The organism is Enteroscipio rubneri (assembly GCF_963929405.1).
Lineage (GTDB): Bacteria > Actinomycetota > Coriobacteriia > Coriobacteriales > Eggerthellaceae > Enteroscipio > Enteroscipio rubneri.
This window is the reverse complement of the sequence record NZ_CAWVIN010000001.1, coordinates 399,907-418,645: the sequence shown is the minus strand read 5'-3', so window position 1 is coordinate 418,645 and position 18,739 is coordinate 399,907. Positions and strand designations below refer to the sequence as shown.

Genomic DNA, 18,739 nt, shown 5'->3' with positions numbered 1-18,739 from the left:
GATGATAAGATGGTCAATATAACAGATGTAAAACAGATTCTTCAATTTGCAATAGATGCGGAGATTAAAGTCTTTCTTGATGGTGGCTGGGGTGTAGATGCTCTTCTTGGATATCAGTCAAGAGCCCATAATGATATTGACATTTTTGTAGAAAAGAACGATTATCAGAACTTTATAGAAATAATGAAAGCTAATGGCTTTTATGAGATTAAGATGGAATATACAACATTGAACCATACTGTATGGGAAGATTTGAAAAACAGAATTATTGATTTGCATTGTTTTGAATATACGGACGAAGGTGAAATTCTTTATGATGGGGATTGTTTTCCGGTAGAAACTTTTTCGGGTAAAGGAAGAATTGAGGAAATAGAGGTTTCCTGTATTGAACCATATAGTCAAGTAATGTTCCATCTGGGATACGAGTTTGATGAAAATGATGCACATGATGTGAAGTTATTGTGTGAGACACTTCATATCGAAATTCCAAATGAGTATAGATAACTGCAAATAACAGTTTATAGGGGAGTTCTGATACTCCCCTATAAAAATGGCTATTTATCAACTGTTTGTTGTGACATAGCCTTCATGTTCCGCTCTCTCCTTTAGCTCTGTCTGAGGATAATATACCACAAAAAAGCAAAAAAATCTAAGACAACAACGCTGCCCTACTTGCGATTTTTTCTTGTACTGCGGAAACAGTTTCTTGAATGGAATAAGTGGTCGTATCTATAACATTCGATTCATATATTCCCAGATTGCAAAATTGCTCCCACATGGTTTCTACTAATTCAACATTTGTTTTTCTGTCTAATTTTGAGCGCTCCACAGCTCGCTTCATAGTTTCTTCTTTCTCGCTGATTAAAAAACAAGGGAGCAGCGCGATGCTGCTCCCTTTCCTGTGGGTCAGTGGATTTCCGGCGCGGGCAGGATTGCCCAGCTTGTGCCGTAAGTTGTCACGCCCCAGACGTACAGCCCCAGCTCCGCGTCGTAGAACACCGGCTCGTCGGTGTGCTCCATGAGGAAGCTCGGGTCCTGGACGATGTACCACTGGAATATCTCGTCCCAGGGTGCCCAATCCCCGCTCACAGGCTCCAGCGGGCGGCTGGCTATCTCGTTGGCGAGCACCATGCCGCAGCAGGTCTCGGCCAGGTCGGCGTAGGTCTTGATGCCGTAGTCACTCATCGCGCCCCTCCTCTGCCTCCTCGATGTCCACGATGGCGTTCACGACGCACTGCCGCATGGAGCGCAGGGTCTCGCAGTCGATGCTCTCGGCGAGGATGTCTGCGTCCAGCACCACCTCGCCCAGGGCGTTCACGAACCGCCACTCCATCACGTTGTCGATGCGCTTCAGCACGTCCATGAGCGACGCGTGGTCCATGGCGGGCATGTCGCCGTCCGCCTTCGCCATGCGCTCCAGCTCCTTGGCCTTGGCCGCGCAGAGGCGCGAGGTGCGCTTCAGCACCTGGATGCGCCACATGACCTCCTCGTCCGTGCCGTGGAACCTCTTCCAGCCTTCGTTCATGTGCGGACCTCCTTTCTCTTCACGTGGGCACCCGATGCCGAAGGCATCCTTCAAGGGGTGCAGGCCCGCTAACGGCACGCGAAGAGACCTGCAGAAGGGCTTTTGACGGGAGTACGCGCAAGGGGCGGAAGGCGGCGGTTTTCGGCATCCGCTCGTTTACGAGGCGATGCGGGAAACGAGCCGTTCCGGGCGACGAGAGAAAGCCCGTTTCGAGACCACGAAAAGCCCAGCTGAAGCCCAGAAAGTGGCAGTTGAACTGCGCTTTTCGCGGGCTTATAATTAAATATGGAAATGTGTAATTGATTAAATGTATAGCGAGGTGAGCGATATGAAGACGATTCTGGTGTGCAACCAGAAGGGCGGCGTGGGCAAGTCCCTGGTCGCCGACGAGATAGCATTCTCCTTCGAGCGCTCCGGCATCCCCGTGAGCTTCTACGACCTGGACGCCCAGGGCGGCACCCTGCACCGCACCCACGAGGCGGACGGCGCGCAGGTCGCCGTGGTGGACACGCCGGGGGCGCTCCAGGAGGCGCTGTCGGAGTGGCTGAAGGAGGCGGACGTGGTGGTCATCCCCACCCGCACCACGTCGAGGGACATCGAGCCGCTGATGCGCATGCGCAAGGCGGTGTTCAAGCACAGCCGGGCGAAGATTGTCTACGTGATGAACGGGTGGAACCGCTTCAAGGCGTCCCGCGACTTCATGGAGTGGTTCGAGGGGCTTGCGGGCGACCAGACGGTGGTCACGCTTCCCCAGTCCGAGGCGTTCGTGCAGGCGGGCGCTGCAGGCGTGTCCGTGGTCGAGTTCGACCGCAGGGGCAAGGCCGCGAGGGCGACGCGCGCCCTGGTGGACACGGTGCGCGAGGCTGCGGGATTCCCGAGGGAATAACCGCAGGTCAGAGCCGTGTTCCGTATGGACAAATCGAGACACAAGGTGTATAATTGTACAAATGCGTAAATGATTAAAGGAGGTCGAGCTATGGCGAACATGTTCGAGAAGTATGCTGCCGACCGCGAGGCCGAGCAGAAGAAGATAGAGCAGACGGTTTCTGAACCGGCAGCTGCGAAGCAGACAACGGTTTCGGCGGACGCTGCGCCCGCCGAGGACGAGAAGCGCACCACGCTCTCGCTGTCGCTCACGGTGAGCGACAAGAAGGCGCTGAAGATGATGGCGGCGGAGCGCGAGACGACGATTGCCGCGATTATCCACGAATGGGTCGCGGAGCATTTGGAAAAGTGATTTGAGAGGAGTGGAAGCTATGTTGACACGAGAAGATGTAATCGAAAAGCTCAAAAACGGCGAACTGACGCCGCAAGATATCGCTGCAAATGGATGGATGTGTTCTGTAACGCAGCGCATTGGCAAGATAAAGCAGCCGAGAGGCGGTTATCTCAAGCCAAAAGAGTTCGAGCAAACAGTGCTCGACGGAGGCGGTATTGATGACCTATATCCAGAGGAAAACGTATCTCCTGGTTTAGTCGGTCTTGCCGTGGACTATCTTACGCGGTTCATGTCTGGGACCTCGGCGGAAGAGGCGTTTGAGATTTCTCGGATGGGCGCGGTTAATGTTCAACAACTTGGTCTTTTCGAGAGGCTGATATCCCATGTGAGCGGATTGGATGACGATTCCATAGATGCAGCCGTAAAGTTGTCTGGATTTGATTCAGCATATAGAGCAGGGGTCATGGCATATCGTCCCGTAGAGGATATTGTGCCTGACGCGCATACGATTGAGAACATACGCGTAATGGTTGAGCGTTCGCTACGATTCTTTGAGCAATATGGGCCAAAGGTGCTGGATGGTCTGACTTTTGAAGGCGGATATACTGGTTACGTTGCCACTGGCGACGGTGACTTCTTAACAGATGATACGTTGTGGGACTTTAAGGTTTCAAAGCAGAAGCTCCAAAACAAGTACACCCTTCAGCTGCTTATGTATTGGCGCATGGGGCTTCATTCTGTTCATCCCGAGTATAGGAATGTGAAATATCTTGGCATATACAATCCGCGTATGAATGTGGTGTACAGACTCGATGTAAACAACATTCCTGCGGATGTAATCTCAACGGTAGAGACCGAGGTTATCGGTTACTGACAACTAATTATGCATTTAAGCAATTACTTAATCAAAGGAGAGCACCATGAAAACCTATAAGCAGAAATTACGGGAGGGGGTAAGAGCTTGGCACGCAAGAAGAAGTTCGAGCTGAACGACAACAACCTCGCCATCGCCTACTACCGATTCTCCTCCCATTCGCAGAACGAGGCGAGCATCGACCAGCAGCGGGAGCTTGCGCATGCGTGGGCGGATGCCCACGGGTTCAAAATCGTGAAGGAGTACGAGGACGCGGCCATATCCGGCACCACGGAGGACCGACCGGGGTTCCAGCAGATGCTGTCGGAGGTCGCGAAAATCCGTCCCCGTGTCCTCATCATGTGGAAGACCGACCGCCTGGGGCGCGACAAGTACGTGCTGGCGATGGCGAAGCGCACCATCCGCGACGCCGGGTGCGAGATACGCCTGCTGGCGGAAAACATCCCGACCGACGGGCCGGAGGGCGTGCTCATCGAGGGGCTGATGGACGCCATGGCGGAGTATTACAGCCGCCAGCTGTCCCAGAACATCCAGCGAGGCATGGACTACAACGCCCAGCACGCGCTCTACAACGGGCACAAGCTGTTCGGCTATGGGGTGGACAAGTCTACGAAGAGATACATCGTGGACCCGGACACCGCTCCGTTCGTGCAGCGGATGTTCGCGGAGTACGCCGAGGGCAAGGCGATGCAGACCATCTGCGACGAGCTGAACGCCCAGGGGCTGCGCACCACGCGGGGCGCGAAGTTCGGCGTGAAGACGATGAACAAGATGCTCCAGAACCGCGCCTACATCGGCGAGTACCGCCACGGCGACATCGTGGTCGAGGGCGGCATGCCCGCGCTGGTGGACGAGGAGACCTTCGACAAGGTGCAGCGGAAGTTCGCCGAGAACAAACGCAAGGGTTCCCAGCGGGCGCGCGGCATGGACGAGAACGACGCCCCGCGCTATTGGCTGACCGGCAAGGTCTACTGCGGGAAGTGCGGGAGCACCCTGCAGGGCGTGTCCGGCACGAGCGGGACGGGGCGGACGTATTACTACTACTATTGCTCCGCCCAGCGCCGCAAGCAGTGCACGCTGAAGAAGGTGCGCAAGGAGAAGCTGGAGGATGCTGTCACGATGATTCTCAGGTCGATTCTCCACGACTCCGAGAACCTGATGTCGCTTGCCGTGGACGCGGCGGCGTATTACGAGAAGAACTACCGCGATACGGGCTACCTGGACGGCCTGGAGGCCAAGCGCCGCGAGGTCGAGAAGAGCCTTGCGAACCTCGTGAAGGTCATCGAGTCGGGTCTTATCAGCGAGACGGTGACGGAGCGCCTGGTGCAGCTCGAAGAGCAGAAGCGCGCCCTGAACGAGGCCATCGAGGCCGAGAACATCCGCGCCGCGTTGTGCGAGGACGAGCACACCATCAAGGCGTACTTCGAGAAGTTCCTGCACGCGGACTTCGACAATCCCGAGACCCGCGACCAGGTGCTGGAGTATTTCGTCGATAAGATTTATCTGACCGACGACGGGCTGGTGGTAACGTCGTGGTATTCGGAGGACAGGACTGAAGTCACGTGGGACATGCTATACGGGGAGGACGGCAACCCTTTTGTTAAAGGGGAAGCCGTCAAGTTCGACTGCTTCCCCTTTGGCTCCACCACAAGAGAATTGGTCGAACTATGCCCTTCGGGGCATGGTTCGGCCTTTTTCTGTTTCGGCCTGAAATCATCGCCGTAGCGGTCAAAGGCGAAGTAGACGTTAAGCGTCTTCCCGTCGATTTCAACGAATCGAACGAAGGTGCCTAAGATCACTTCTGGCGTTAGGTTTTCCGCCGCATCATCGAGCCACAGCATGAGTTCGTCAACGCCGATGTTGAACGCTTCTTCTCTCTCGGCGATGCGCAGCTCTGCTTCAAGCTCGCTCTTGCGCTGCTTCAGCTCTTCGGTGCGCTCTTTGCCACCGGGCGGCGCGATGCCGTCTTCTATTGCTTGCCAGATGCGTTCAAAGGTGCGGTCAATCCGCTTCAGTTCCTTCTTTATCGCGTAGCTTCTCGATTGCTCTTTCGGTTGCTCGGCTTGAAACGCAACCATGCCGCTTGCTATGCGCTGCCTAACGTCTTCGCGCGCCACGGCTTGCAGCGTCATATCACAAACAACGTCTTCTACGAGATCACGCCGAACGGTTCGGCGGCACTTCCGGCACTTGTAGTAGTGATACGTCGCGCCAGTGCATGACGTGCCGCTTGTGCCCGCCATTGGCGCACCGCACTTGGCGCAGTAGAGCTTGCCGGACAACGGGAACTCTAGCGTTGAGTTGATCTTGCGGCGCGGCTTGTGACGGTCGCCAAGGATGTTGTCTATCATGTCTTGTTCTACCTGCGACCAGATGGCGGGCATCCCGTCCGGCACTTCATGACCGGCGTACTTGTATACACCCGCGTTCTGGACGCGCTTTAGAAGCTTCGTGACGGTATCCTGATTGAACTTGGCACCGCGCTTGCTTCGCTCGGTACTCACGGCGCGCACGATATCGGCGACGGAGCTACCGGCAAACAACATGTTCTTCATCCTGCTAAGCACGGACGCTTCGCGCTCATTGATTACGTAGCGGCCTTCTACGATATCCCACCCGTAAAGAGTGCGACCATTCGCCATGCACCGCTGCGCGTTCTTCTGGATTCCGTCTCTGATGCGCTCACTGTCAAGCGCGCTTTCGTACTCGGCGAGAACTTCGAGCATGCCGAGCTGCAACACGCCGCTTGACCCGCTGGAAATGTCTTCGCCAGCGTATAGGATTTCTACGCCAGCCTTGCGAAGCATGATGCGGGCAAGCGACATTTCGTCTCGGTTGCGCATGATGCGCGTAACCTTGTAGATCACTACGTAGTCAAACAGGCCGTGTCGGGCATCGCTCATCATTCGTTGGAACTCGGCACGGTCGATGTTGCGCCCCGTCTGCGCATAGTCGCAGTATTCGCGCACGACCTGCAAACCCTCGCGCTCACAGTATGCGCGTGAGTTCTCAACTTGTATCTCTATGCTCTCTGAGCGCTGATTGTGCGAGCTGAAGCGCGCATATATGGCGGCGCGGTTCTTTACCATGCTAAAATCACCCCTTAGAGCGAGCGCGGTAAAGCGCCCTGCTTCTTGACCAGCCCCGCGCGCGTTCCGCCAAAGTTCCCGCGCGGGGTTTCTCTCTGAAAACAGCACTTTATATTGCCGTTTTTCACCACTTCCCAACACAACTAAAACCGAATAACACCAGCTAGAAGGCTTGCGATGCGTTAAAACACGTCTGAAAATTGCCCTGGCTGTTCCTGGCTAAGCACTTGAAACGTTAGAACTTCTCAGGGAACTTCTCCATGATCTCTTTTATGTACCTAAAAGCGATATCAGTAAGGCGGTCTACGTCTTCGATTGATTCAATTTGAGCCTTCCACATTGCCTGTCTCTTGTTCTTTTGAGCCGCAAATATGGGGCTATGTTCATATTCTTTTCGTTCATTAGATGACATGCTGACCGAAACCCACTTCGCACGGTTAGTGTACTTAAATCTAATCAAATCCCAATCGAACGAATTACCGCGATATGAAATTGTTGCATAGCTTGTTGTGTTCTGCTTTAGAACAAGCCTATTAGCATCTAATCCAAGGTTCACAAAGCGATTAAGAGCGCGGTTTGCTAAGGTCACTTCATCTTCGTTGATACTTAGCTCTTTTTCGTGCTCATTGAGTTCAATAATGATCTTGCCTTCTTCGGCTCTAATAATCATTTCTAACCAACCTTCCGCTCTTCGGTGGAAGAAACACCACGTTTGGCAGTCTCTTTAGATTCGCCCGCAGCAGCGCGGGCAGTCATGGCTATGTTCTGTCTCCATTGCGGCGTGCTCTCTCGGTAGCACCCTACGATCTCGCGCTCTTCGGAAGTCAAACGCTCTCCGCTGTCTTCGCGCGGGTGGTCTTCATACCAGCCGAGAATATCGTTGGGTGTGCAGCCTAGGGCAACTGCGCAATTCCATACTTGTTCAGCGCTCATCATCGCCGCGCCAGATTCCCAAGAACGATAGGTGTACTTGTTAACACCAATCTTTTTCGCGAAATCGTCTCTGTTTGAGTAGCCAGCCGCTTTGCGCAATCTCATTAGTTGGACATTCACCGCTACCCTCCTTCGCTATTCGTACAAGTGCATAGTACAACGTAGTTAGCTAATTCACAACGAAATTGTTTGTTTTCACTTGACATAGCTACTTTGCTTGTCTATTGTTCCGTTACAGTTGCTAACGTGGTTAGCACTTATTGATGAAGGAGGTGAACACACATGGGATTCAACAAGGAGGTTTTCGCTGCAAACCTTCGAGCAGCCCGCGCGGCTCTCGACATGTCGCAAGAAGAGCTTGCAAAGGCTGTCGGCGTGTCCAAAGACGCAATCGTTAAGTACGAGAGCGGCGAGGGATACACGCCGGGTGCGGACAAGATCATTGCGATTTGTCACGTCGTGCGCAAAAGCCCCAACGAGCTTATGGGATGGAAGGAGACGGCGTAAATGAACCCGTGCGCAAATCGTCGGTTCTTCAAATCGGAAACCGACATTAAAACCGGTGGTATTGGAGGTGGTTTTACGGATGCACGAACCGTGCGGCCTAGATGCCGCGCAACGGCAGTTCTACCGGGCGATTGTGGTTCTCGTTATCGCGTGGTGGCAACGAAGAAAGATGCCCGCCCGAAGCGGCAACTTCGAACGGGCGCGTCAAATTGCAGGCCGCAATTGACAGAAGACAGTATAGCGCGCATGCCGCGCTACCAGCGCTGGGGATTGTATGCAATCGCCGCTCTGACGCTATCAGGCATCCTTCCTATGACCGCTGCCGCCCTTCTGGGGTGGTTGTGCGATCTCGTGGGCTGGTGGCTTCTCATCCCGCTTTACATCGTGGTTGGACGCGTCTTGTGGCGCGTGATCTGGTCATGAAGGCCGAAGTCTACCGCGACAACGCGGGCTTCTGGATGGCACGCATAGAGGAAGACGCGAGCACGCCGGAAAACCGGGGCATCGGCAGGGTCTACCGCCGCCAGATGCTACCCGTCGCACCATCGGCGAGCAAGGCGGAAGCAGAAGCGGCCTTGCGCCGCGTCATGAGCCGTGAAGCGAGGTGCCCGCGCCATGGACACCGATAACTACGCGCAGCCACTCGAAAAGGTCATGCGCGAAGAGCGCAGGCCGCGCCCGCTGCCGCTGAAGGCGCGCGACCATATGGAGCTTTTCGAAGAGTGGGTGCGAATCAACCCGGACGCTATGCGCGAAATCGAGCTTACCGCGCTCGCTATCGACGCTCGCGGCATCCGAGTTTCGACTAAATACCTCATCGAGAAGCAGCGTTACGAAGGCGGCGCGAAGCTCAATCCCGTGACGTTCTACGACGATCAGGGCAACCCGCACACATACGGAATATGCAACACCATCACGCCGCTTCTGGCGCGTTGGCTGCTCGAACGTCACCCCGAAATGAACATCTGGACTAAGCACTCACTATTTGACGAAATGGAGAACAACCATGAAGCGTAAAGAGATCACCGAGACAATCGCCAAGGTTGGCGCTGGCACCTTCGCCATTAACGGCAGCATGTCGCTCATCAATCCCAAGACCGGCGAGGGCTTCGACGTTGATATGGGCGCGACGCTCGCAATCGTTCGCGGCACCCTCGCATGGGTTGACACCCTGCTTGAAGATGACGCGAAGCCCGAGCCGAGCACCGTTAAGCAAATGCAAAAGCTGCTCACCTACGTTGGCAGCTCGATTGCCTACGACATTTCAAGCGATGAAGAGGAATAGCGCGCAGGAAACCTTGCCGCTCGATTTCGGCGAACCGCCCATGCCAGACCCCGAAGCATGCGAGTTCGAAAGCATGCGGCATCGCGGCAAGACGTGCTGCACGTTCGTTGGGCGCGACGTTTGGACGAACTGCCGCGAAGTTGGGCACTGCGTATGGGACGGATGGCACCAGCAGGGCGCGCCAGACGTGATCTGCGACGAGGAAGACGGTTAGGAGGTGACTACATGCCTACACGGGAGGAAACGACCGCTGCGCAAGAGCCTATGGCCTTCTTTTCGCACGATTCCAACGCATCGCAAGATGTGAAGTGCCAACGGCTCATTCATCGCCGGGGCTATGACGGCTACGGGCGCTGGTGGCGGCTCTGCGAATACCTGGCGGCTACCAAGGGGCACCGTATCGCTTTCGAGACGGAGGAAGACGCGCTTATTCTCGCGGGCGTTCTGGGCTTCGGACAGTCTGGCGCGTTCGATGAGTACATGGCGATTGAAGATTGCAAATCCTTTGTCGAAGAGCTGTTGGATATAGGGCTGCTCGAACGCGATCCTGACGGCTTCTTGACGAACTTTCGGATGCTCAAAAACGCGCTCTATTTCGGTCGCCAACGCGCAAACGGTCGCAAGGGCGGAAGACCGCGCAAGAACCCAAAGAACAACGATTCAGCAGGTCAGGAGGTGTAAAGACATGACTTGCAAACCCAATGCAAAACCGCTGGTTTCAGGTTGGCTAAACCCACTCGCAAATGGTCGCCTAACCATAAAACAAAACAATACAAAACAAGACAAGGTGGGTTTTGGTTCCTTGAACCAAAACCAAAACCCACCGTACTTGCTTGTTAGTCAACTCTACAAGCAAGGTTTCTTCTCTTGCTTCTTCTCTTTGCGGTCTTGTTTTGTGCGGCTCATTCGAGCGCCAGAAAAACGACTTTCCACAGGTTTTCAACAGAGTTTTCAACAATGGCACGAAATGGGGGTGACTGCATGATTGCGCCAACAACACGAGACGGCGCGCGCGAGCTGTTCGCAAGCAAGCTTTCCTATGAGCAGATCACGACGAACGACATTCGAGCGCTCGAAGGATTCCTTGCAATCGAGTACGCGCATCATGAGCGCAACGGCGAGCACATGGAAATGCACCCGTGCTATCGCAAGAAGTACCAGCCGCAAATCAACCTTGCCGATGGCGGTAAAGGCATCAAAAGCGCGTTTTTGCGCGTTAGCGGCTTCTACTTCTCAGGCCGTGAAGCTATCTCGTTCAACGAAGACGGATTCATAGGCATTGCGGGCTGGGCTGATGACACGAACGTTCAGCCATTTCTCAGAGCGTTTCACAAGTGGGTTTGTGAGTGGATGATTGGAGTTACCTACCGATGATTGAGACGAAGCACGCGAAGAGCCTTGGCGAGCTTTCGCGCGGTGATGCCGTGGAGCATCCCGACCACTACGCGGGCGACGGCCAGATTGAGTGCATGGACGCTATGCGCTCGATGATGAGCGGCGACCAGTACGCCTTGCCCGCCCAATCGGCCTACTGGTGGGGCTGCGCATTCAAATACCTTTGGCGCTGGCGGCGCAAGAACGGCGTTCAGGACTTGCAGAAGTGCAAGCAGTGCATCGACTACCTGATTGCCGAGACGGAAGGAAAGAAGTGAAGCGCTACCAGATCGTACTTTGCGCCGTTGCCACCGCAGCTACCGTAGCCGCGTTCTGGTGCGTCTGCTACTGGGCTTATCAAGCGCTTCTGGCAATCGCGCTGTTTCTAGTGTTTCTCGCGCTTATAGCGCTCACGTTTTAGGAGGTTTCACATGCTGAAAGAAGATAGAGAGATCGAGCAGGGCGCATACGGATGCGCCGCAATCGTCCTGCTTTCCATTCTGGCGCTCGTTGTGAGCATCGCGGTTGGCGTGTTCTTCGGCGCTGGTTTCGGGCTTATCGCCTTTGCCGTGTTCGTCGTGTTCGCGCTCACCTGCGTTATGCGCGCGTTCATGAAGGTTGGCAAGTAGCATGGGCGGCAAGTACGAGGTTCGCGGCGCGATGAGCGGACTTTGCCCGTTCTGGGACGGTCAATTTACCAACTCGCTTGCTCATGCCCTGCTGCTGCTCATCCGATTTTCTCTGAAGTACCGAATCGTTGAGTTCAACATCAGGAAAGAGCCGTTGGATTGCGCGGACTGCCACGACGATAACTGCCCTTCGCGGATTCGTGAAAACTGCGAGTGGTCATGATGGGCGTTAAGGTCAAGCGCGGTGCAGATGGCGTTTTCGAGTGCCGGTTGTACCTTGGTCGCAGCATCGACGGCAAGGCGATTCGCCCTTACAAGCGGTTTCCGAATGCGGCAACCGAAGAGGAAGCGCAAGCCCTCGCTGAGACGTGGGCGGCTTACGTGACGGCTGACGGAACGGTTAGAAGCGCCCGCTTGACCGATTTGCTCGAAGACTACGTGCAACTGCGCGAGCGCAACGGCGCAAGCCCGAACAGCATTAAGAGCTATCGGCTGTTCTGCCGCTACGTCGCACGTTACCTGAAGACCGCAAACGCACGCGATCTTGGCGTTATGGACTTCAACCGATTTGAGCAACGCTTGCTCATGGCAAAGGACGAAGGAGGGCAAGGGCTTTGTCGCAATAGCGTTATCAACGTCCACAACTTCTTGCGCGGCGCTTATAACCACTTCGTAGACGCTGGCATTTGCGACGCTAACCCGCTGGTGTACGTCGCCAAACCATCGCCGGAACGACACGAAGCTTCGGCGCTCACCGAATGGGACTTCGAGGGCTTCAACGAGAAGCTAGAGGGCGCGCTTAGCAAGGAGATCAAGACGAAGGCCGATTACCGCGCCGCCGTCTACGCCTTCGCTTCGTGGCTGTCGCTCGTTACCGGCATGCGCGTTGGCGAGGTCTGCGCGGTGCAGCGCATCGACGTTAAGCGAGCCCTGTCTTACGTCCACGTCGGCGGCAACGTCATTGAGGGCAAGGGCAAGAAGCCTTATCGCCGCAACGTCACCAAAGGCCGCAAGTGCCGCAACATCGCGCTTACGCAAGACGATATCGCGGTCATTGATGCCTTCACGAAGCTTCAGAGCGCCGTTCTGGGGCGTTTGGGCGCAGATTGCCCACTGGTGACGCTAGACGGCTCATATATGCGCCCAACGACGATTTCACGGGCTTTCAGCCGCATACGCGACGCATGCGGACTGCCGCGAGAGATCACGTTTCACAGCTTGCGTCACACGCACGCTTCGTGGCTTATCGCCAACGGCTGCGACCTGAAGACGCTATCGGAGCGCATGGGGCACGCGGACGAAGCAACGACGCTTCGAATCTACGGCCACCTGATGCCCGGACGAGACGCGGCGGCGGCTCAGCTCTTCAGTGAAGCGAAGCGCCGTGCGGCGGGTTAGGAGGTGTGCCAAAGGTGAACCAAAACGCCGTTTTCGGGCATCGCGGCGACCGAGGACGAAACGCGAGATAAACCGCCGCTTTCGGTTCGGGTTTAGACAGCCCGTGCCGGATAAGAAGTAATTATCAGGCAATCGTGAGAAGGGAGGGTGCCAGTGGAGCCGCAAACGTTCGATTTCAAGCCTGACGCGCCGAAGCTAAGCAAGGAAATGCAAGCGACGTTGGCTAAGACCGAAGCCGCCCTGAAGCGGATGTGGGAGCGCGAGAAGCAGGAAGCGCAGACGGTCTACGAGATCACGATTCCCGCCCAAACGCTGACCATCGTTGGCAAGGAGCACGCGGAGCACGTCTTGAAGTCACTGAAGGCGATTCGGGTTTCCGGCACCTACCGCGTCACGAAGAAATGAGGTGCGATGAAGACCATTGAGCTTAACGACGATGACTGGGCACGGCTCAAACGCAAGCTCATGACGCAGAGCGTTGACGATGCCATGAAGGACTACACGCCGCCCGTCAAGCTTACGCACGGCAACGAATACATCACCTACGAAACAGGGGGTGAAGAAGACAATGAGCGGTCTAACGAATGAGCAATGGAAACGTATCTTCAACGGTGTTGCTGACAGGGCACCAGAAATCTTCAAAGACTGCGATTTGCAGTTCTCAATTTCCGTCCGCAACGAGGACGGAACCGAAGAAACGATTTACGAACACGAAGGGAAGAAAGATGATTCCGACATTGACAACTGAGCAACGCAGAGAAAACCTTGAAAAGGCCAAGGCGGCACGGCAGCGCCGCGCCGCGATCTTGAAGGGCGTTGCCGACGGCTCCTATACCGTCCCCGACGTGCTCAACATGGCTTTCACCGATGATGCGGTGTCGCGAATGAAGGTGTTCACTCTCATCAAGGCTGCACCGGGCTACGGATTTGCCCGCACGCAGCAGACCATGCGCAAGCTCCACATTTCCGAATCGCGTCGCCTTCGCGGTCTTGGGGCGAATCAGCGAGCGGCGCTTGTCGAACTGTTCGGGGGTGCGCGGTGAGCCTTAACAAGATCACGCTATCTGGAAATCTCGGTGCAGATGCCGAGCTGCGCTATACGAAGAGCGGAAACCCTGTCGTTTCGTTCTCGCTTGCTGTCAACGAGCGCACGCCGAACGGAGACGGAACGTGGGGCGAATACACCAACTGGCCTGATTGCGTTATGTTCGGCAAGCGCGCCGAAGCGCTCGCGCCGTGGCTTCGCAAGGGTACCAAGATTTCGCTTCTCGGACGCATACACACGCGCAGCTACCAGAAGGACGGACAGAGCATCAAACGCTGGGAAGTGCGCGTTGATGATGTGGAACTCATGCAGTACAAGCGCGACGCGCAATCGCCAGCACAAGCGAACGCAGCCGCGCCCGGTCTTGCGATGGCTACCGGCGACCCGTCGCCCGTTGCGTCAGTGCAACCGGCAGCGCCAGACCTTTACGACGATGACGTACCGTTTTAGGAGGAAGAAGGATGTTCGGAATCAAGAAGAAGGGCGCAGAGATCAAGCAGCCCGTTTATGTCGTGCTCGTGCCGGAGGTCGCGGCATACGCCAGTGCCGCTTCGTTCCCGGTAGATTCGGCGGGTAAGCTCGTTTTTCTCAACGACACGGTGGAGCATGAGGGCAGCGAATATCAGGTTGTCGCGATGAGCCACCGAAACAAGGTTGTTATCCGTCCGAAGGGTCAGACTTACGGCGGCAAGTGGGTTAAGGCTGGAAGCGTGCGCGTCACGCGTCATGTTCTGGGGGTGCGCTAATGATTGGCAGGAAGCTTCGCGCTAAGAAGGTCAATGAGGGAATCGAGATGCCGCGCTATGCGCATGAGGGCGATGCTGGGCTTGACCTTCGCATTACCGAGACTGTCACGCTCGAGCCGATGCAGAAGTGCGTTGTCGGTTGCGGCCTTGCCGTCGAGATTCCGAGCGGTTGCGTGGGGCTGGTGTTCCCGCGCAGCGGCCTTGCGGCAAAACAGGGCATCACGCTTTCGAATAGCGTTGGCGTTATCGACAGCGGCTATCGCGGCGAGGTCTGCGCGGCTCTCATAAACCAGAGCTACGAGACAGTTACGCTCGAAGCTGGAACGCGCGTCTGCCAGCTTGTCGTTATGCCCTATGTGCCGTGCGATCTCGTGCCGGTCGATGAGCTTAGCGACACCGAGCGCGGCACTGGCGGTTTCGGCAGCACGGGCGTTTAGTAGGTGGCTGTCATGCTGGCAATAATCGGTGGAAGGCAAACGGGCAAGACAACGTGCCTTATCGAAATGTCGAACGAGACTGGCTATCCAATCCTGACCGCGACGCGCGGCATGGCGGAGAGCATCGAGCTTATGGCTCGAAGGATGCACAAGGAAATTCCGCCAGTGATTACGCCTTCTAGCTACGTCATGAAGGGCGAGCGCGTCATTGTTGATGAGGTGGGATTGCTCATCGAGTGCATTACGGGCGCAGAAGTGGTAGCGGCTTCAATAGACGGCGTTGCTCTGGTTAAGGCTCAGCCGCCGAGCACCGACCTTGCGAAGCTTGGGATGTGGGAAGCCTTCAAGCTTTGGCGCTCAGAGCTCAAGCGCGCGCGATCTGGCGGTGACGGCATGTGAGGGCAAAGGAGTATTTCGAGGGCATCCGCGCCGAGGTGGTGAAGACCGACAGGGCGCGGGAAATGCTCGAACGCATGAAGGCGCGTGAAGGAGCCAAGGCGCAGAGCTATCAGGCTGGCGGCGGGAGTGGAGACGTCAGCGACCCTATGGATTCGATATCGCGCCGCATAGACTTCGAGGGAAGGTTGAAGAAGCGCATTGCCGATGCAGAGGAAGCCATAGACGAAGCGTGCGAAGTGCTATACGGTGCTGACGGTCGCGGAGGGCTTGCGAAGCTGAAGGGCACGCGATACGCAGACGCTATCTGCATGGGGTATCTGCAAGCGCAGCCATGGAGTGAGATTGCCGAAATCATGCAAGGTTCGGTGCGGTGGTGCCACGCGCTTTGCGATGTAGGTTTTGCGTACATTGACGAAGTTGGATGGGCGCATGTGAAAAGCGCCTGATAAATCGTTGTTCACATCAGTTCACTACTTCTGCTAGAATTCGGTACGGTGGATTAGGTCAAGGCCACGGGCAGTCGCGCTCGTGGCCTTTTTGTTTGGAGCGTTGGCAGAGTGGCTTATTGCGCACGGTTGCTAACCGTGTGGCGCGCCAGCGCCCGTAGGTTCGAATCCTACACGCTCCGCCATATCTCAGGGGGTGCGCCATGGCTAAGGACTTCTCGCGTGCCTTCTACTCATCCGCCGACTGGGAACACGCCAGAGACGCGGCGCTGACGCGCGACGCTCACCTATGCCAGCACTGCTTGCAGCAAGGAGAGATCACGCCCGCCGTCATGGTGCATCACATCACGGAGCTGACACCAGCGAACGTCAACGACCCGAACGTTGCGACCAACCTAGACAACCTCGTTAGCCTTTGCGACCGATGCCATAAGAAGGTGCATGGTTGGATAAGGCAAGGCTCAACGCGTCAAGGGTTGGCTTTCGACAGCGACAGGAACTTGATATCGCTTTCAGACTGACACACAAACACGACACAACGCGGCGCAAGCGCGGGAAATCGAACGCAAAACCGCAGGTAGACCCGCGTGACAATCCCCCCGGTCTGAAAAACGCAGACGGTGCCTAGGGCACCAACGCCGGGAGGTAATTTCTTGCGCGTGACGGATTTTCGAAAGGGGGTGGTCTTGCGATGACGGCAAAAGTAGGCAATACTTCGAAAGTTTCGACCGCAGTCGCGGGGAATAGCCCGCCGAAGCGGAGAGTTGCCAAGGAGAAGCGCGTAGAGAGCGAGCTTCGAAAGCTGCGCGAGATCACCAAGGGCGCTATCCCCGATGAGAAGCGAAAAACCGTCATGCCGCTGCTTGCGAACCTCGCTTTTCTGAAAGTCAAGCTTGACGATGCCCGCGCCGATCTGCTCTACGAAGATATCTTCACCGAGTATGACAACGGCGGCGGGCAAACCGGGCTGCGCGAGCACCCCGGATTCAGCGCATACAACAAGCTGTTCACTACGTTTTCGCGCGGCGTGAAGCAGCTTACCGACATGATGCCGAACGGCACCGCCGCTGCCGACGCGCTCATTGATTTCATCAATGAAACGCGGTACGGCTAGGGCGAAGTCTAAGGGCGGCTCGTGCGAGCGCGCGATACGCGAATACTTCGGCGGCATACTGAGCGGCGAGATCATAGCGTGCGAGAAGATGAAGCAGGTTGCCGCTCATGTCCTGCGCGACATGGACAACACCGACCCGCTCTATCCGTACCACTACCGCGAAGAGTTCGCGCAGAAGCACGTTCGGTTCATCGAAAGCTTCTGCCGCCTACCGTCCGGGCGCTTAGGGCACGATTTCAAGCTAGAGCTTTTCCAACGCGCCATTCTGTCGGTTGTCTTCGGCTTCGTTGATGCCGAGGGCGTGCGGCAATACCGCGAAGTGCTCTGGATTATGGGGCGCAAGAACGGAAAGACCGCGCTTGCGTCTGCGATAGAGCTTGACTTGCTCGTGAACGACGATGAGGGCGCGCCGGAGGTATACAACGTCGCCACCGCCCACGATCAGGCGGCAAAGGGATTCAACAACGCGTGGCGTATGGTGCTCACAAGCCCCGCGCTGGCGAAGCACATAAGAAAGCGCGTGTCAGACCTTTACTGCGATCTGAACATGGGCACCATCAAGGCGCTGAGCGCCAACACGAACCACCTAGACGGTCTGGACATTTCCGGCGCTATCGTTGACGAGCTGGCCGCGATGAAGAACCGCGACCTTTACGATTTGACGATGCAGGGAACATCTGCGCGCCGCCAACCGCTCGTGTTGGAGATCACGACTAACGGTTTCGTGCGAAACGGCATCTTCGATGCCCAATACGAGTACGCGACAAAATGGCTTGACGGCAAGGCGACAGGCGAGAAGGCAGAGCGCTTCATAGCGTTCATCTTCGAGCTTGACGAGCGCGAGGAATGGCAGGACGAAGGCGCTTGGGTCAAGGCTAACCCCGGCCTTGGCACCATCAAATCGCTGTCGGCGCTTCGCCAGAACGTTTCTAAGGCGAAGGACGATGCGACATACCTTCCCACTCTGCTAGTTAAGGACTTCAACCTCATTGAAAACCAGTCTCAGGCTTGGCTTACGTGGTCTGAGATTCACAACGAAGCCACTTTCGACCCCGGCGACGGAACGTTTACGTATGCCGTGCTCGGCGTTGACGCGGCGGACACGACCGACCTTACCGCCGCTTGCCTTCTCATGCAGCGGCCTAACGATCCGAACTTCTACGCGCTGCACATGGCTTGGATTCCGCTTCGAGCGTTGGAGCAGGCGGAGAAGGAGGGGCGGCGCGGAGGGCGCGACGGCGTGCCCTACGACGCGTGGATTGCTCGCGGTCTTATGCGCACATGTGAAACGCCAATCATGGACAAGCGCGACGTTCTGGATTGGGTGGCTGAGGTTCAGGACAAGTACGGCATCTATGCCGTCTCTTGCGGCTACGACCCGTGGCACATGCGCGACGTACCGACCGTGGAAGCATACGAAGACTATTTCGGCGCTGACAACCTGCAAAAGGTCATTCAGGGCGCGCAAACGCTGTCAATGCCGATGAAGGAGCTTCGAGCGCTCTACAAGGAAGGTCGCATCGTGGACAACGCCAACCCGATTGCCGAATGGTGCCGCTCGAACGTCGCCATTCGAACCGACGTGAACGGAAACATTCAGCCGGACAAGAAGAACCAAGACCCGCGCAACCGCATAGACGCGTGGGCGGCTGAGTGCGACGCGTTCATTGCGATGAAGAACATTGCGGACGATTACCGCGCGATGATAGGAGGTTAGAG

34 protein-coding genes, 1 tRNA gene and 1 pseudogene are annotated in these 18,739 nt (G+C 56.2%); 30 read left to right on the top strand and 6 right to left on the bottom strand.

Annotated features, from left to right (window positions below):
• Positions 1–9: 9 nt before the first annotated feature.
• Positions 10–504, top strand: coding sequence for a lincosamide nucleotidyltransferase Lnu(C) (gene lnu(C) / locus ABGT83_RS01860; RefSeq protein ID WP_019543803.1), 495 nt, complete (start codon positions 10–12; stop codon positions 502–504).
• Between the two features lie 145 nt (positions 505–649).
• Here the strand turns inward: lnu(C) and ABGT83_RS01855 are convergent, their stop codons facing one another.
• The 3 genes from ABGT83_RS01855 to ABGT83_RS01845 form a co-directional block, all read right to left on the bottom strand.
• Positions 650–841, bottom strand: coding sequence for a hypothetical protein (locus ABGT83_RS01855; RefSeq protein ID WP_428994598.1), 192 nt, complete (start codon positions 839–841; stop codon positions 650–652).
• Positions 842–906: 65 nt separating this feature from the next.
• Positions 907–1,185 (bottom strand): hypothetical protein, encoded by a 279-nt coding sequence (locus ABGT83_RS01850; RefSeq protein ID WP_238726249.1) that lies wholly within the window; start codon positions 1,183–1,185, stop codon positions 907–909.
• Entirely contained in the window at positions 1,178–1,525 is a 348-nt protein-coding gene (locus ABGT83_RS01845; protein ID WP_009609069.1) for a cAMP-binding protein, read from the bottom strand. Before ABGT83_RS01845 ends, ABGT83_RS01850 begins: the two co-directional genes overlap by 8 nt.
• Before the next feature lie 328 nt (positions 1,526–1,853).
• On the opposite strand from ABGT83_RS01845, the gene ABGT83_RS01840 reads away from it, so the two are divergent.
• From ABGT83_RS01840 to ABGT83_RS01825, 4 genes and pseudogenes are all read left to right on the top strand, one after another.
• Complete coding sequence (locus tag ABGT83_RS01840; protein ID WP_283713906.1) at positions 1,854–2,411, top strand: ParA family protein; 558 nt, start codon at positions 1,854–1,856, stop codon at positions 2,409–2,411.
• A gap of 90 nt (positions 2,412–2,501) precedes the next feature.
• The gene (locus ABGT83_RS01835; RefSeq protein WP_115267903.1) at positions 2,502–2,762 is read left to right on the top strand and encodes a hypothetical protein; all 261 of its coding nucleotides are present in this window, start codon (positions 2,502–2,504) and stop codon (positions 2,760–2,762) included.
• 19 nt (positions 2,763–2,781) lie between these two features.
• Positions 2,782–3,618 (top strand): hypothetical protein, encoded by an 837-nt coding sequence (locus tag ABGT83_RS01830; protein WP_238726248.1) that lies wholly within the window; start codon positions 2,782–2,784, stop codon positions 3,616–3,618.
• An 87-nt stretch (positions 3,619–3,705) separates the two neighbouring features.
• Positions 3,706–4,725 (top strand): annotated as a pseudogene (locus tag ABGT83_RS01825) (recombinase family protein); the annotation flags it as partial.
• Between the two features lie 392 nt (positions 4,726–5,117).
• Here ABGT83_RS01825 and ABGT83_RS01820 read toward each other — a convergent pair.
• The 3 genes from ABGT83_RS01820 to ABGT83_RS01810 all read right to left on the bottom strand — a co-directional run bounded on the left by ABGT83_RS01820 (position 5,118) and on the right by ABGT83_RS01810 (position 7,760).
• Positions 5,118–6,707 carry a recombinase family protein gene (locus ABGT83_RS01820; protein ID WP_346685663.1) on the bottom strand — a complete coding sequence of 530 codons (1,590 nt, stop codon included), beginning with the start codon at positions 6,705–6,707 and terminating at the stop codon, positions 5,118–5,120.
• Positions 6,708–6,942: 235 nt separating this feature from the next.
• On the bottom strand, positions 6,943–7,377 hold the full coding sequence (locus ABGT83_RS01815) for a hypothetical protein (protein WP_346685662.1): 435 nt from the start codon (positions 7,375–7,377) through the stop codon (positions 6,943–6,945).
• A 2-nt stretch (positions 7,378–7,379) separates the two neighbouring features.
• The gene (locus ABGT83_RS01810) at positions 7,380–7,760 is read right to left on the bottom strand and encodes a helix-turn-helix domain-containing protein (RefSeq protein ID WP_346685661.1); all 381 of its coding nucleotides are present in this window, start codon (positions 7,758–7,760) and stop codon (positions 7,380–7,382) included.
• A gap of 162 nt (positions 7,761–7,922) precedes the next feature.
• On the opposite strand from ABGT83_RS01810, the gene ABGT83_RS01805 reads away from it, so the two are divergent.
• The 25 genes from ABGT83_RS01805 (at position 7,923) to ABGT83_RS01685 (ending at position 18,737) form a co-directional block, all read left to right on the top strand.
• The gene (locus ABGT83_RS01805; RefSeq protein WP_346685660.1) at positions 7,923–8,147 is read left to right on the top strand and encodes a helix-turn-helix transcriptional regulator; all 225 of its coding nucleotides are present in this window, start codon (positions 7,923–7,925) and stop codon (positions 8,145–8,147) included.
• On the top strand, positions 8,148–8,570 hold the full coding sequence (locus ABGT83_RS01800) for a hypothetical protein (RefSeq protein ID WP_346685659.1): 423 nt from the start codon (positions 8,148–8,150) through the stop codon (positions 8,568–8,570). It begins immediately after the preceding gene.
• A gap of 192 nt (positions 8,571–8,762) precedes the next feature.
• Positions 8,763–9,164: a hypothetical protein gene (locus tag ABGT83_RS01795; protein ID WP_346685658.1), complete on the top strand. Its 402-nt coding sequence runs from the start codon at positions 8,763–8,765 to the stop codon at positions 9,162–9,164.
• Positions 9,154–9,432 carry a hypothetical protein gene (locus ABGT83_RS01790; protein ID WP_346685657.1) on the top strand — a complete coding sequence of 93 codons (279 nt, stop codon included), beginning with the start codon at positions 9,154–9,156 and terminating at the stop codon, positions 9,430–9,432. Before ABGT83_RS01795 ends, ABGT83_RS01790 begins: the two co-directional genes overlap by 11 nt.
• Before the next feature lie 40 nt (positions 9,433–9,472).
• Positions 9,473–9,646 carry a hypothetical protein gene (locus ABGT83_RS01785; protein WP_229066492.1) on the top strand — a complete coding sequence of 58 codons (174 nt, stop codon included), beginning with the start codon at positions 9,473–9,475 and terminating at the stop codon, positions 9,644–9,646.
• A gap of 11 nt (positions 9,647–9,657) precedes the next feature.
• Positions 9,658–10,113 carry a Lin1244/Lin1753 domain-containing protein gene (locus ABGT83_RS01780; protein ID WP_289836413.1) on the top strand — a complete coding sequence of 152 codons (456 nt, stop codon included), beginning with the start codon at positions 9,658–9,660 and terminating at the stop codon, positions 10,111–10,113.
• A gap of 4 nt (positions 10,114–10,117) precedes the next feature.
• Positions 10,118–10,417 (top strand): hypothetical protein, encoded by a 300-nt coding sequence (locus ABGT83_RS01775; RefSeq protein ID WP_346685656.1) that lies wholly within the window; start codon positions 10,118–10,120, stop codon positions 10,415–10,417.
• Entirely contained in the window at positions 10,414–10,806 is a 393-nt protein-coding gene (locus tag ABGT83_RS01770; protein ID WP_346685655.1) for a hypothetical protein, read from the top strand. Before ABGT83_RS01775 ends, ABGT83_RS01770 begins: the two co-directional genes overlap by 4 nt.
• Complete coding sequence (locus ABGT83_RS01765; RefSeq protein WP_022386143.1) at positions 10,803–11,084, top strand: DUF3310 domain-containing protein; 282 nt, start codon at positions 10,803–10,805, stop codon at positions 11,082–11,084. Before ABGT83_RS01770 ends, ABGT83_RS01765 begins: the two co-directional genes overlap by 4 nt.
• Entirely contained in the window at positions 11,081–11,227 is a 147-nt protein-coding gene (locus ABGT83_RS01760) for a hypothetical protein (RefSeq protein WP_346685654.1), read from the top strand. Before ABGT83_RS01765 ends, ABGT83_RS01760 begins: the two co-directional genes overlap by 4 nt.
• 10 nt (positions 11,228–11,237) lie before the next feature.
• On the top strand, positions 11,238–11,435 hold the full coding sequence (locus tag ABGT83_RS01755; protein WP_087193610.1) for a hypothetical protein: 198 nt from the start codon (positions 11,238–11,240) through the stop codon (positions 11,433–11,435).
• A 1-nt stretch (position 11,436) separates the two neighbouring features.
• Entirely contained in the window at positions 11,437–11,658 is a 222-nt protein-coding gene (locus tag ABGT83_RS01750; RefSeq protein ID WP_022386145.1) for a hypothetical protein, read from the top strand.
• On the top strand, positions 11,655–12,833 hold the full coding sequence (locus tag ABGT83_RS01745; RefSeq protein WP_289836410.1) for a tyrosine-type recombinase/integrase: 1,179 nt from the start codon (positions 11,655–11,657) through the stop codon (positions 12,831–12,833). Before ABGT83_RS01750 ends, ABGT83_RS01745 begins: the two co-directional genes overlap by 4 nt.
• A gap of 153 nt (positions 12,834–12,986) precedes the next feature.
• The gene (locus ABGT83_RS01740; protein ID WP_087193608.1) at positions 12,987–13,238 is read left to right on the top strand and encodes a hypothetical protein; all 252 of its coding nucleotides are present in this window, start codon (positions 12,987–12,989) and stop codon (positions 13,236–13,238) included.
• A gap of 6 nt (positions 13,239–13,244) precedes the next feature.
• Complete coding sequence (locus ABGT83_RS01735) at positions 13,245–13,421, top strand: hypothetical protein (RefSeq protein ID WP_162610919.1); 177 nt, start codon at positions 13,245–13,247, stop codon at positions 13,419–13,421.
• Positions 13,418–13,876: an integration host factor, actinobacterial type gene (gene mihF / locus ABGT83_RS01730; protein ID WP_239442940.1), complete on the top strand. Its 459-nt coding sequence runs from the start codon at positions 13,418–13,420 to the stop codon at positions 13,874–13,876. Before ABGT83_RS01735 ends, mihF begins: the two co-directional genes overlap by 4 nt.
• Positions 13,873–14,328, top strand: coding sequence for a single-stranded DNA-binding protein (locus tag ABGT83_RS01725; protein ID WP_162610918.1), 456 nt, complete (start codon positions 13,873–13,875; stop codon positions 14,326–14,328). The genes mihF and ABGT83_RS01725 overlap by 4 nt, the downstream gene beginning before the upstream one ends.
• An 11-nt stretch (positions 14,329–14,339) precedes the next feature.
• Complete coding sequence (locus ABGT83_RS01720; RefSeq protein ID WP_087193605.1) at positions 14,340–14,624, top strand: hypothetical protein; 285 nt, start codon at positions 14,340–14,342, stop codon at positions 14,622–14,624.
• On the top strand, positions 14,624–15,061 hold the full coding sequence (gene dut / locus ABGT83_RS01715) for a dUTP diphosphatase (RefSeq protein ID WP_087193604.1): 438 nt from the start codon (positions 14,624–14,626) through the stop codon (positions 15,059–15,061). The genes ABGT83_RS01720 and dut overlap by 1 nt, the downstream gene beginning before the upstream one ends.
• Before the next feature lie 12 nt (positions 15,062–15,073).
• Positions 15,074–15,460: a hypothetical protein gene (locus ABGT83_RS01710; RefSeq protein WP_140396446.1), complete on the top strand. Its 387-nt coding sequence runs from the start codon at positions 15,074–15,076 to the stop codon at positions 15,458–15,460.
• On the top strand, positions 15,457–15,906 hold the full coding sequence (locus ABGT83_RS01705) for a hypothetical protein (protein WP_087193602.1): 450 nt from the start codon (positions 15,457–15,459) through the stop codon (positions 15,904–15,906). Before ABGT83_RS01710 ends, ABGT83_RS01705 begins: the two co-directional genes overlap by 4 nt.
• A gap of 97 nt (positions 15,907–16,003) precedes the next feature.
• A tRNA-Ser gene (locus ABGT83_RS01700) sits at positions 16,004–16,091 on the top strand.
• Positions 16,092–16,109: 18 nt separating this feature from the next.
• Positions 16,110–16,427: an HNH endonuclease gene (locus ABGT83_RS01695; RefSeq protein WP_346685653.1), complete on the top strand. Its 318-nt coding sequence runs from the start codon at positions 16,110–16,112 to the stop codon at positions 16,425–16,427.
• Between the two features lie 170 nt (positions 16,428–16,597).
• Positions 16,598–17,020: a hypothetical protein gene (locus tag ABGT83_RS01690; protein WP_346685652.1), complete on the top strand. Its 423-nt coding sequence runs from the start codon at positions 16,598–16,600 to the stop codon at positions 17,018–17,020.
• Positions 17,001–18,737, top strand: a complete 1,737-nt coding sequence (locus ABGT83_RS01685) for a terminase large subunit (RefSeq protein ID WP_195535032.1) — start codon at positions 17,001–17,003, stop codon at positions 18,735–18,737. The genes ABGT83_RS01690 and ABGT83_RS01685 overlap by 20 nt, the downstream gene beginning before the upstream one ends.
• Positions 18,738–18,739 lie beyond the last annotated feature (2 nt).

What these genes read in the sequence shown, in the direction of transcription:
- ABGT83_RS01820 (WP_346685663.1), bottom strand. Translation starts at nt 6,707, where the DNA reads ATGGTAAAGAACCGCGCCGCCATATATGCGCGCTTCAGCTCGCACAAT.
- ABGT83_RS01690 (WP_346685652.1), top strand. Translation starts at nt 16,598, where the DNA reads ATGACGGCAAAAGTAGGCAATACTTCGAAAGTTTCGACCGCAGTCGCG.
- ABGT83_RS01840 (WP_283713906.1), top strand. Translation starts at nt 1,854, where the DNA reads ATGAAGACGATTCTGGTGTGCAACCAGAAGGGCGGCGTGGGCAAGTCC.
- dut (WP_087193604.1), top strand. Translation starts at nt 14,624, where the DNA reads ATGATTGGCAGGAAGCTTCGCGCTAAGAAGGTCAATGAGGGAATCGAG.
- ABGT83_RS01745 (WP_289836410.1), top strand. Translation starts at nt 11,655, where the DNA reads ATGATGGGCGTTAAGGTCAAGCGCGGTGCAGATGGCGTTTTCGAGTGC.
- ABGT83_RS01735 (WP_162610919.1), top strand. Translation starts at nt 13,245, where the DNA reads ATGAAGACCATTGAGCTTAACGACGATGACTGGGCACGGCTCAAACGC.
- ABGT83_RS01805 (WP_346685660.1), top strand. Translation starts at nt 7,923, where the DNA reads ATGGGATTCAACAAGGAGGTTTTCGCTGCAAACCTTCGAGCAGCCCGC.
- ABGT83_RS01770 (WP_346685655.1), top strand. Translation starts at nt 10,414, where the DNA reads ATGATTGCGCCAACAACACGAGACGGCGCGCGCGAGCTGTTCGCAAGC.
- ABGT83_RS01850 (WP_238726249.1), bottom strand. Translation starts at nt 1,185, where the DNA reads ATGAGTGACTACGGCATCAAGACCTACGCCGACCTGGCCGAGACCTGC.
- ABGT83_RS01800 (WP_346685659.1), top strand. Translation starts at nt 8,148, where the DNA reads ATGAACCCGTGCGCAAATCGTCGGTTCTTCAAATCGGAAACCGACATT.
- ABGT83_RS01685 (WP_195535032.1), top strand. Translation starts at nt 17,001, where the DNA reads ATGAAACGCGGTACGGCTAGGGCGAAGTCTAAGGGCGGCTCGTGCGAG.
- ABGT83_RS01720 (WP_087193605.1), top strand. Translation starts at nt 14,340, where the DNA reads ATGTTCGGAATCAAGAAGAAGGGCGCAGAGATCAAGCAGCCCGTTTAT.
- ABGT83_RS01790 (WP_346685657.1), top strand. Translation starts at nt 9,154, where the DNA reads ATGAAGCGTAAAGAGATCACCGAGACAATCGCCAAGGTTGGCGCTGGC.
- ABGT83_RS01775 (WP_346685656.1), top strand. Translation starts at nt 10,118, where the DNA reads ATGACTTGCAAACCCAATGCAAAACCGCTGGTTTCAGGTTGGCTAAAC.
- ABGT83_RS01695 (WP_346685653.1), top strand. Translation starts at nt 16,110, where the DNA reads ATGGCTAAGGACTTCTCGCGTGCCTTCTACTCATCCGCCGACTGGGAA.
- ABGT83_RS01785 (WP_229066492.1), top strand. Translation starts at nt 9,473, where the DNA reads ATGCCAGACCCCGAAGCATGCGAGTTCGAAAGCATGCGGCATCGCGGC.
- ABGT83_RS01830 (WP_238726248.1), top strand. Translation starts at nt 2,782, where the DNA reads ATGTTGACACGAGAAGATGTAATCGAAAAGCTCAAAAACGGCGAACTG.
- ABGT83_RS01815 (WP_346685662.1), bottom strand. Translation starts at nt 7,377, where the DNA reads ATGATTATTAGAGCCGAAGAAGGCAAGATCATTATTGAACTCAATGAG.
- ABGT83_RS01835 (WP_115267903.1), top strand. Translation starts at nt 2,502, where the DNA reads ATGGCGAACATGTTCGAGAAGTATGCTGCCGACCGCGAGGCCGAGCAG.
- ABGT83_RS01710 (WP_140396446.1), top strand. Translation starts at nt 15,074, where the DNA reads ATGCTGGCAATAATCGGTGGAAGGCAAACGGGCAAGACAACGTGCCTT.
- mihF (WP_239442940.1), top strand. Translation starts at nt 13,418, where the DNA reads ATGAGCAATGGAAACGTATCTTCAACGGTGTTGCTGACAGGGCACCAG.
- ABGT83_RS01780 (WP_289836413.1), top strand. Translation starts at nt 9,658, where the DNA reads ATGCCTACACGGGAGGAAACGACCGCTGCGCAAGAGCCTATGGCCTTC.
- ABGT83_RS01845 (WP_009609069.1), bottom strand. Translation starts at nt 1,525, where the DNA reads ATGAACGAAGGCTGGAAGAGGTTCCACGGCACGGACGAGGAGGTCATG.
- ABGT83_RS01855 (WP_428994598.1), bottom strand. Translation starts at nt 841, where the DNA reads ATGAAGCGAGCTGTGGAGCGCTCAAAATTAGACAGAAAAACAAATGTT.
- ABGT83_RS01750 (WP_022386145.1), top strand. Translation starts at nt 11,437, where the DNA reads ATGGGCGGCAAGTACGAGGTTCGCGGCGCGATGAGCGGACTTTGCCCG.
- ABGT83_RS01765 (WP_022386143.1), top strand. Translation starts at nt 10,803, where the DNA reads ATGATTGAGACGAAGCACGCGAAGAGCCTTGGCGAGCTTTCGCGCGGT.
- ABGT83_RS01755 (WP_087193610.1), top strand. Translation starts at nt 11,238, where the DNA reads ATGCTGAAAGAAGATAGAGAGATCGAGCAGGGCGCATACGGATGCGCC.
- ABGT83_RS01795 (WP_346685658.1), top strand. Translation starts at nt 8,763, where the DNA reads ATGGACACCGATAACTACGCGCAGCCACTCGAAAAGGTCATGCGCGAA.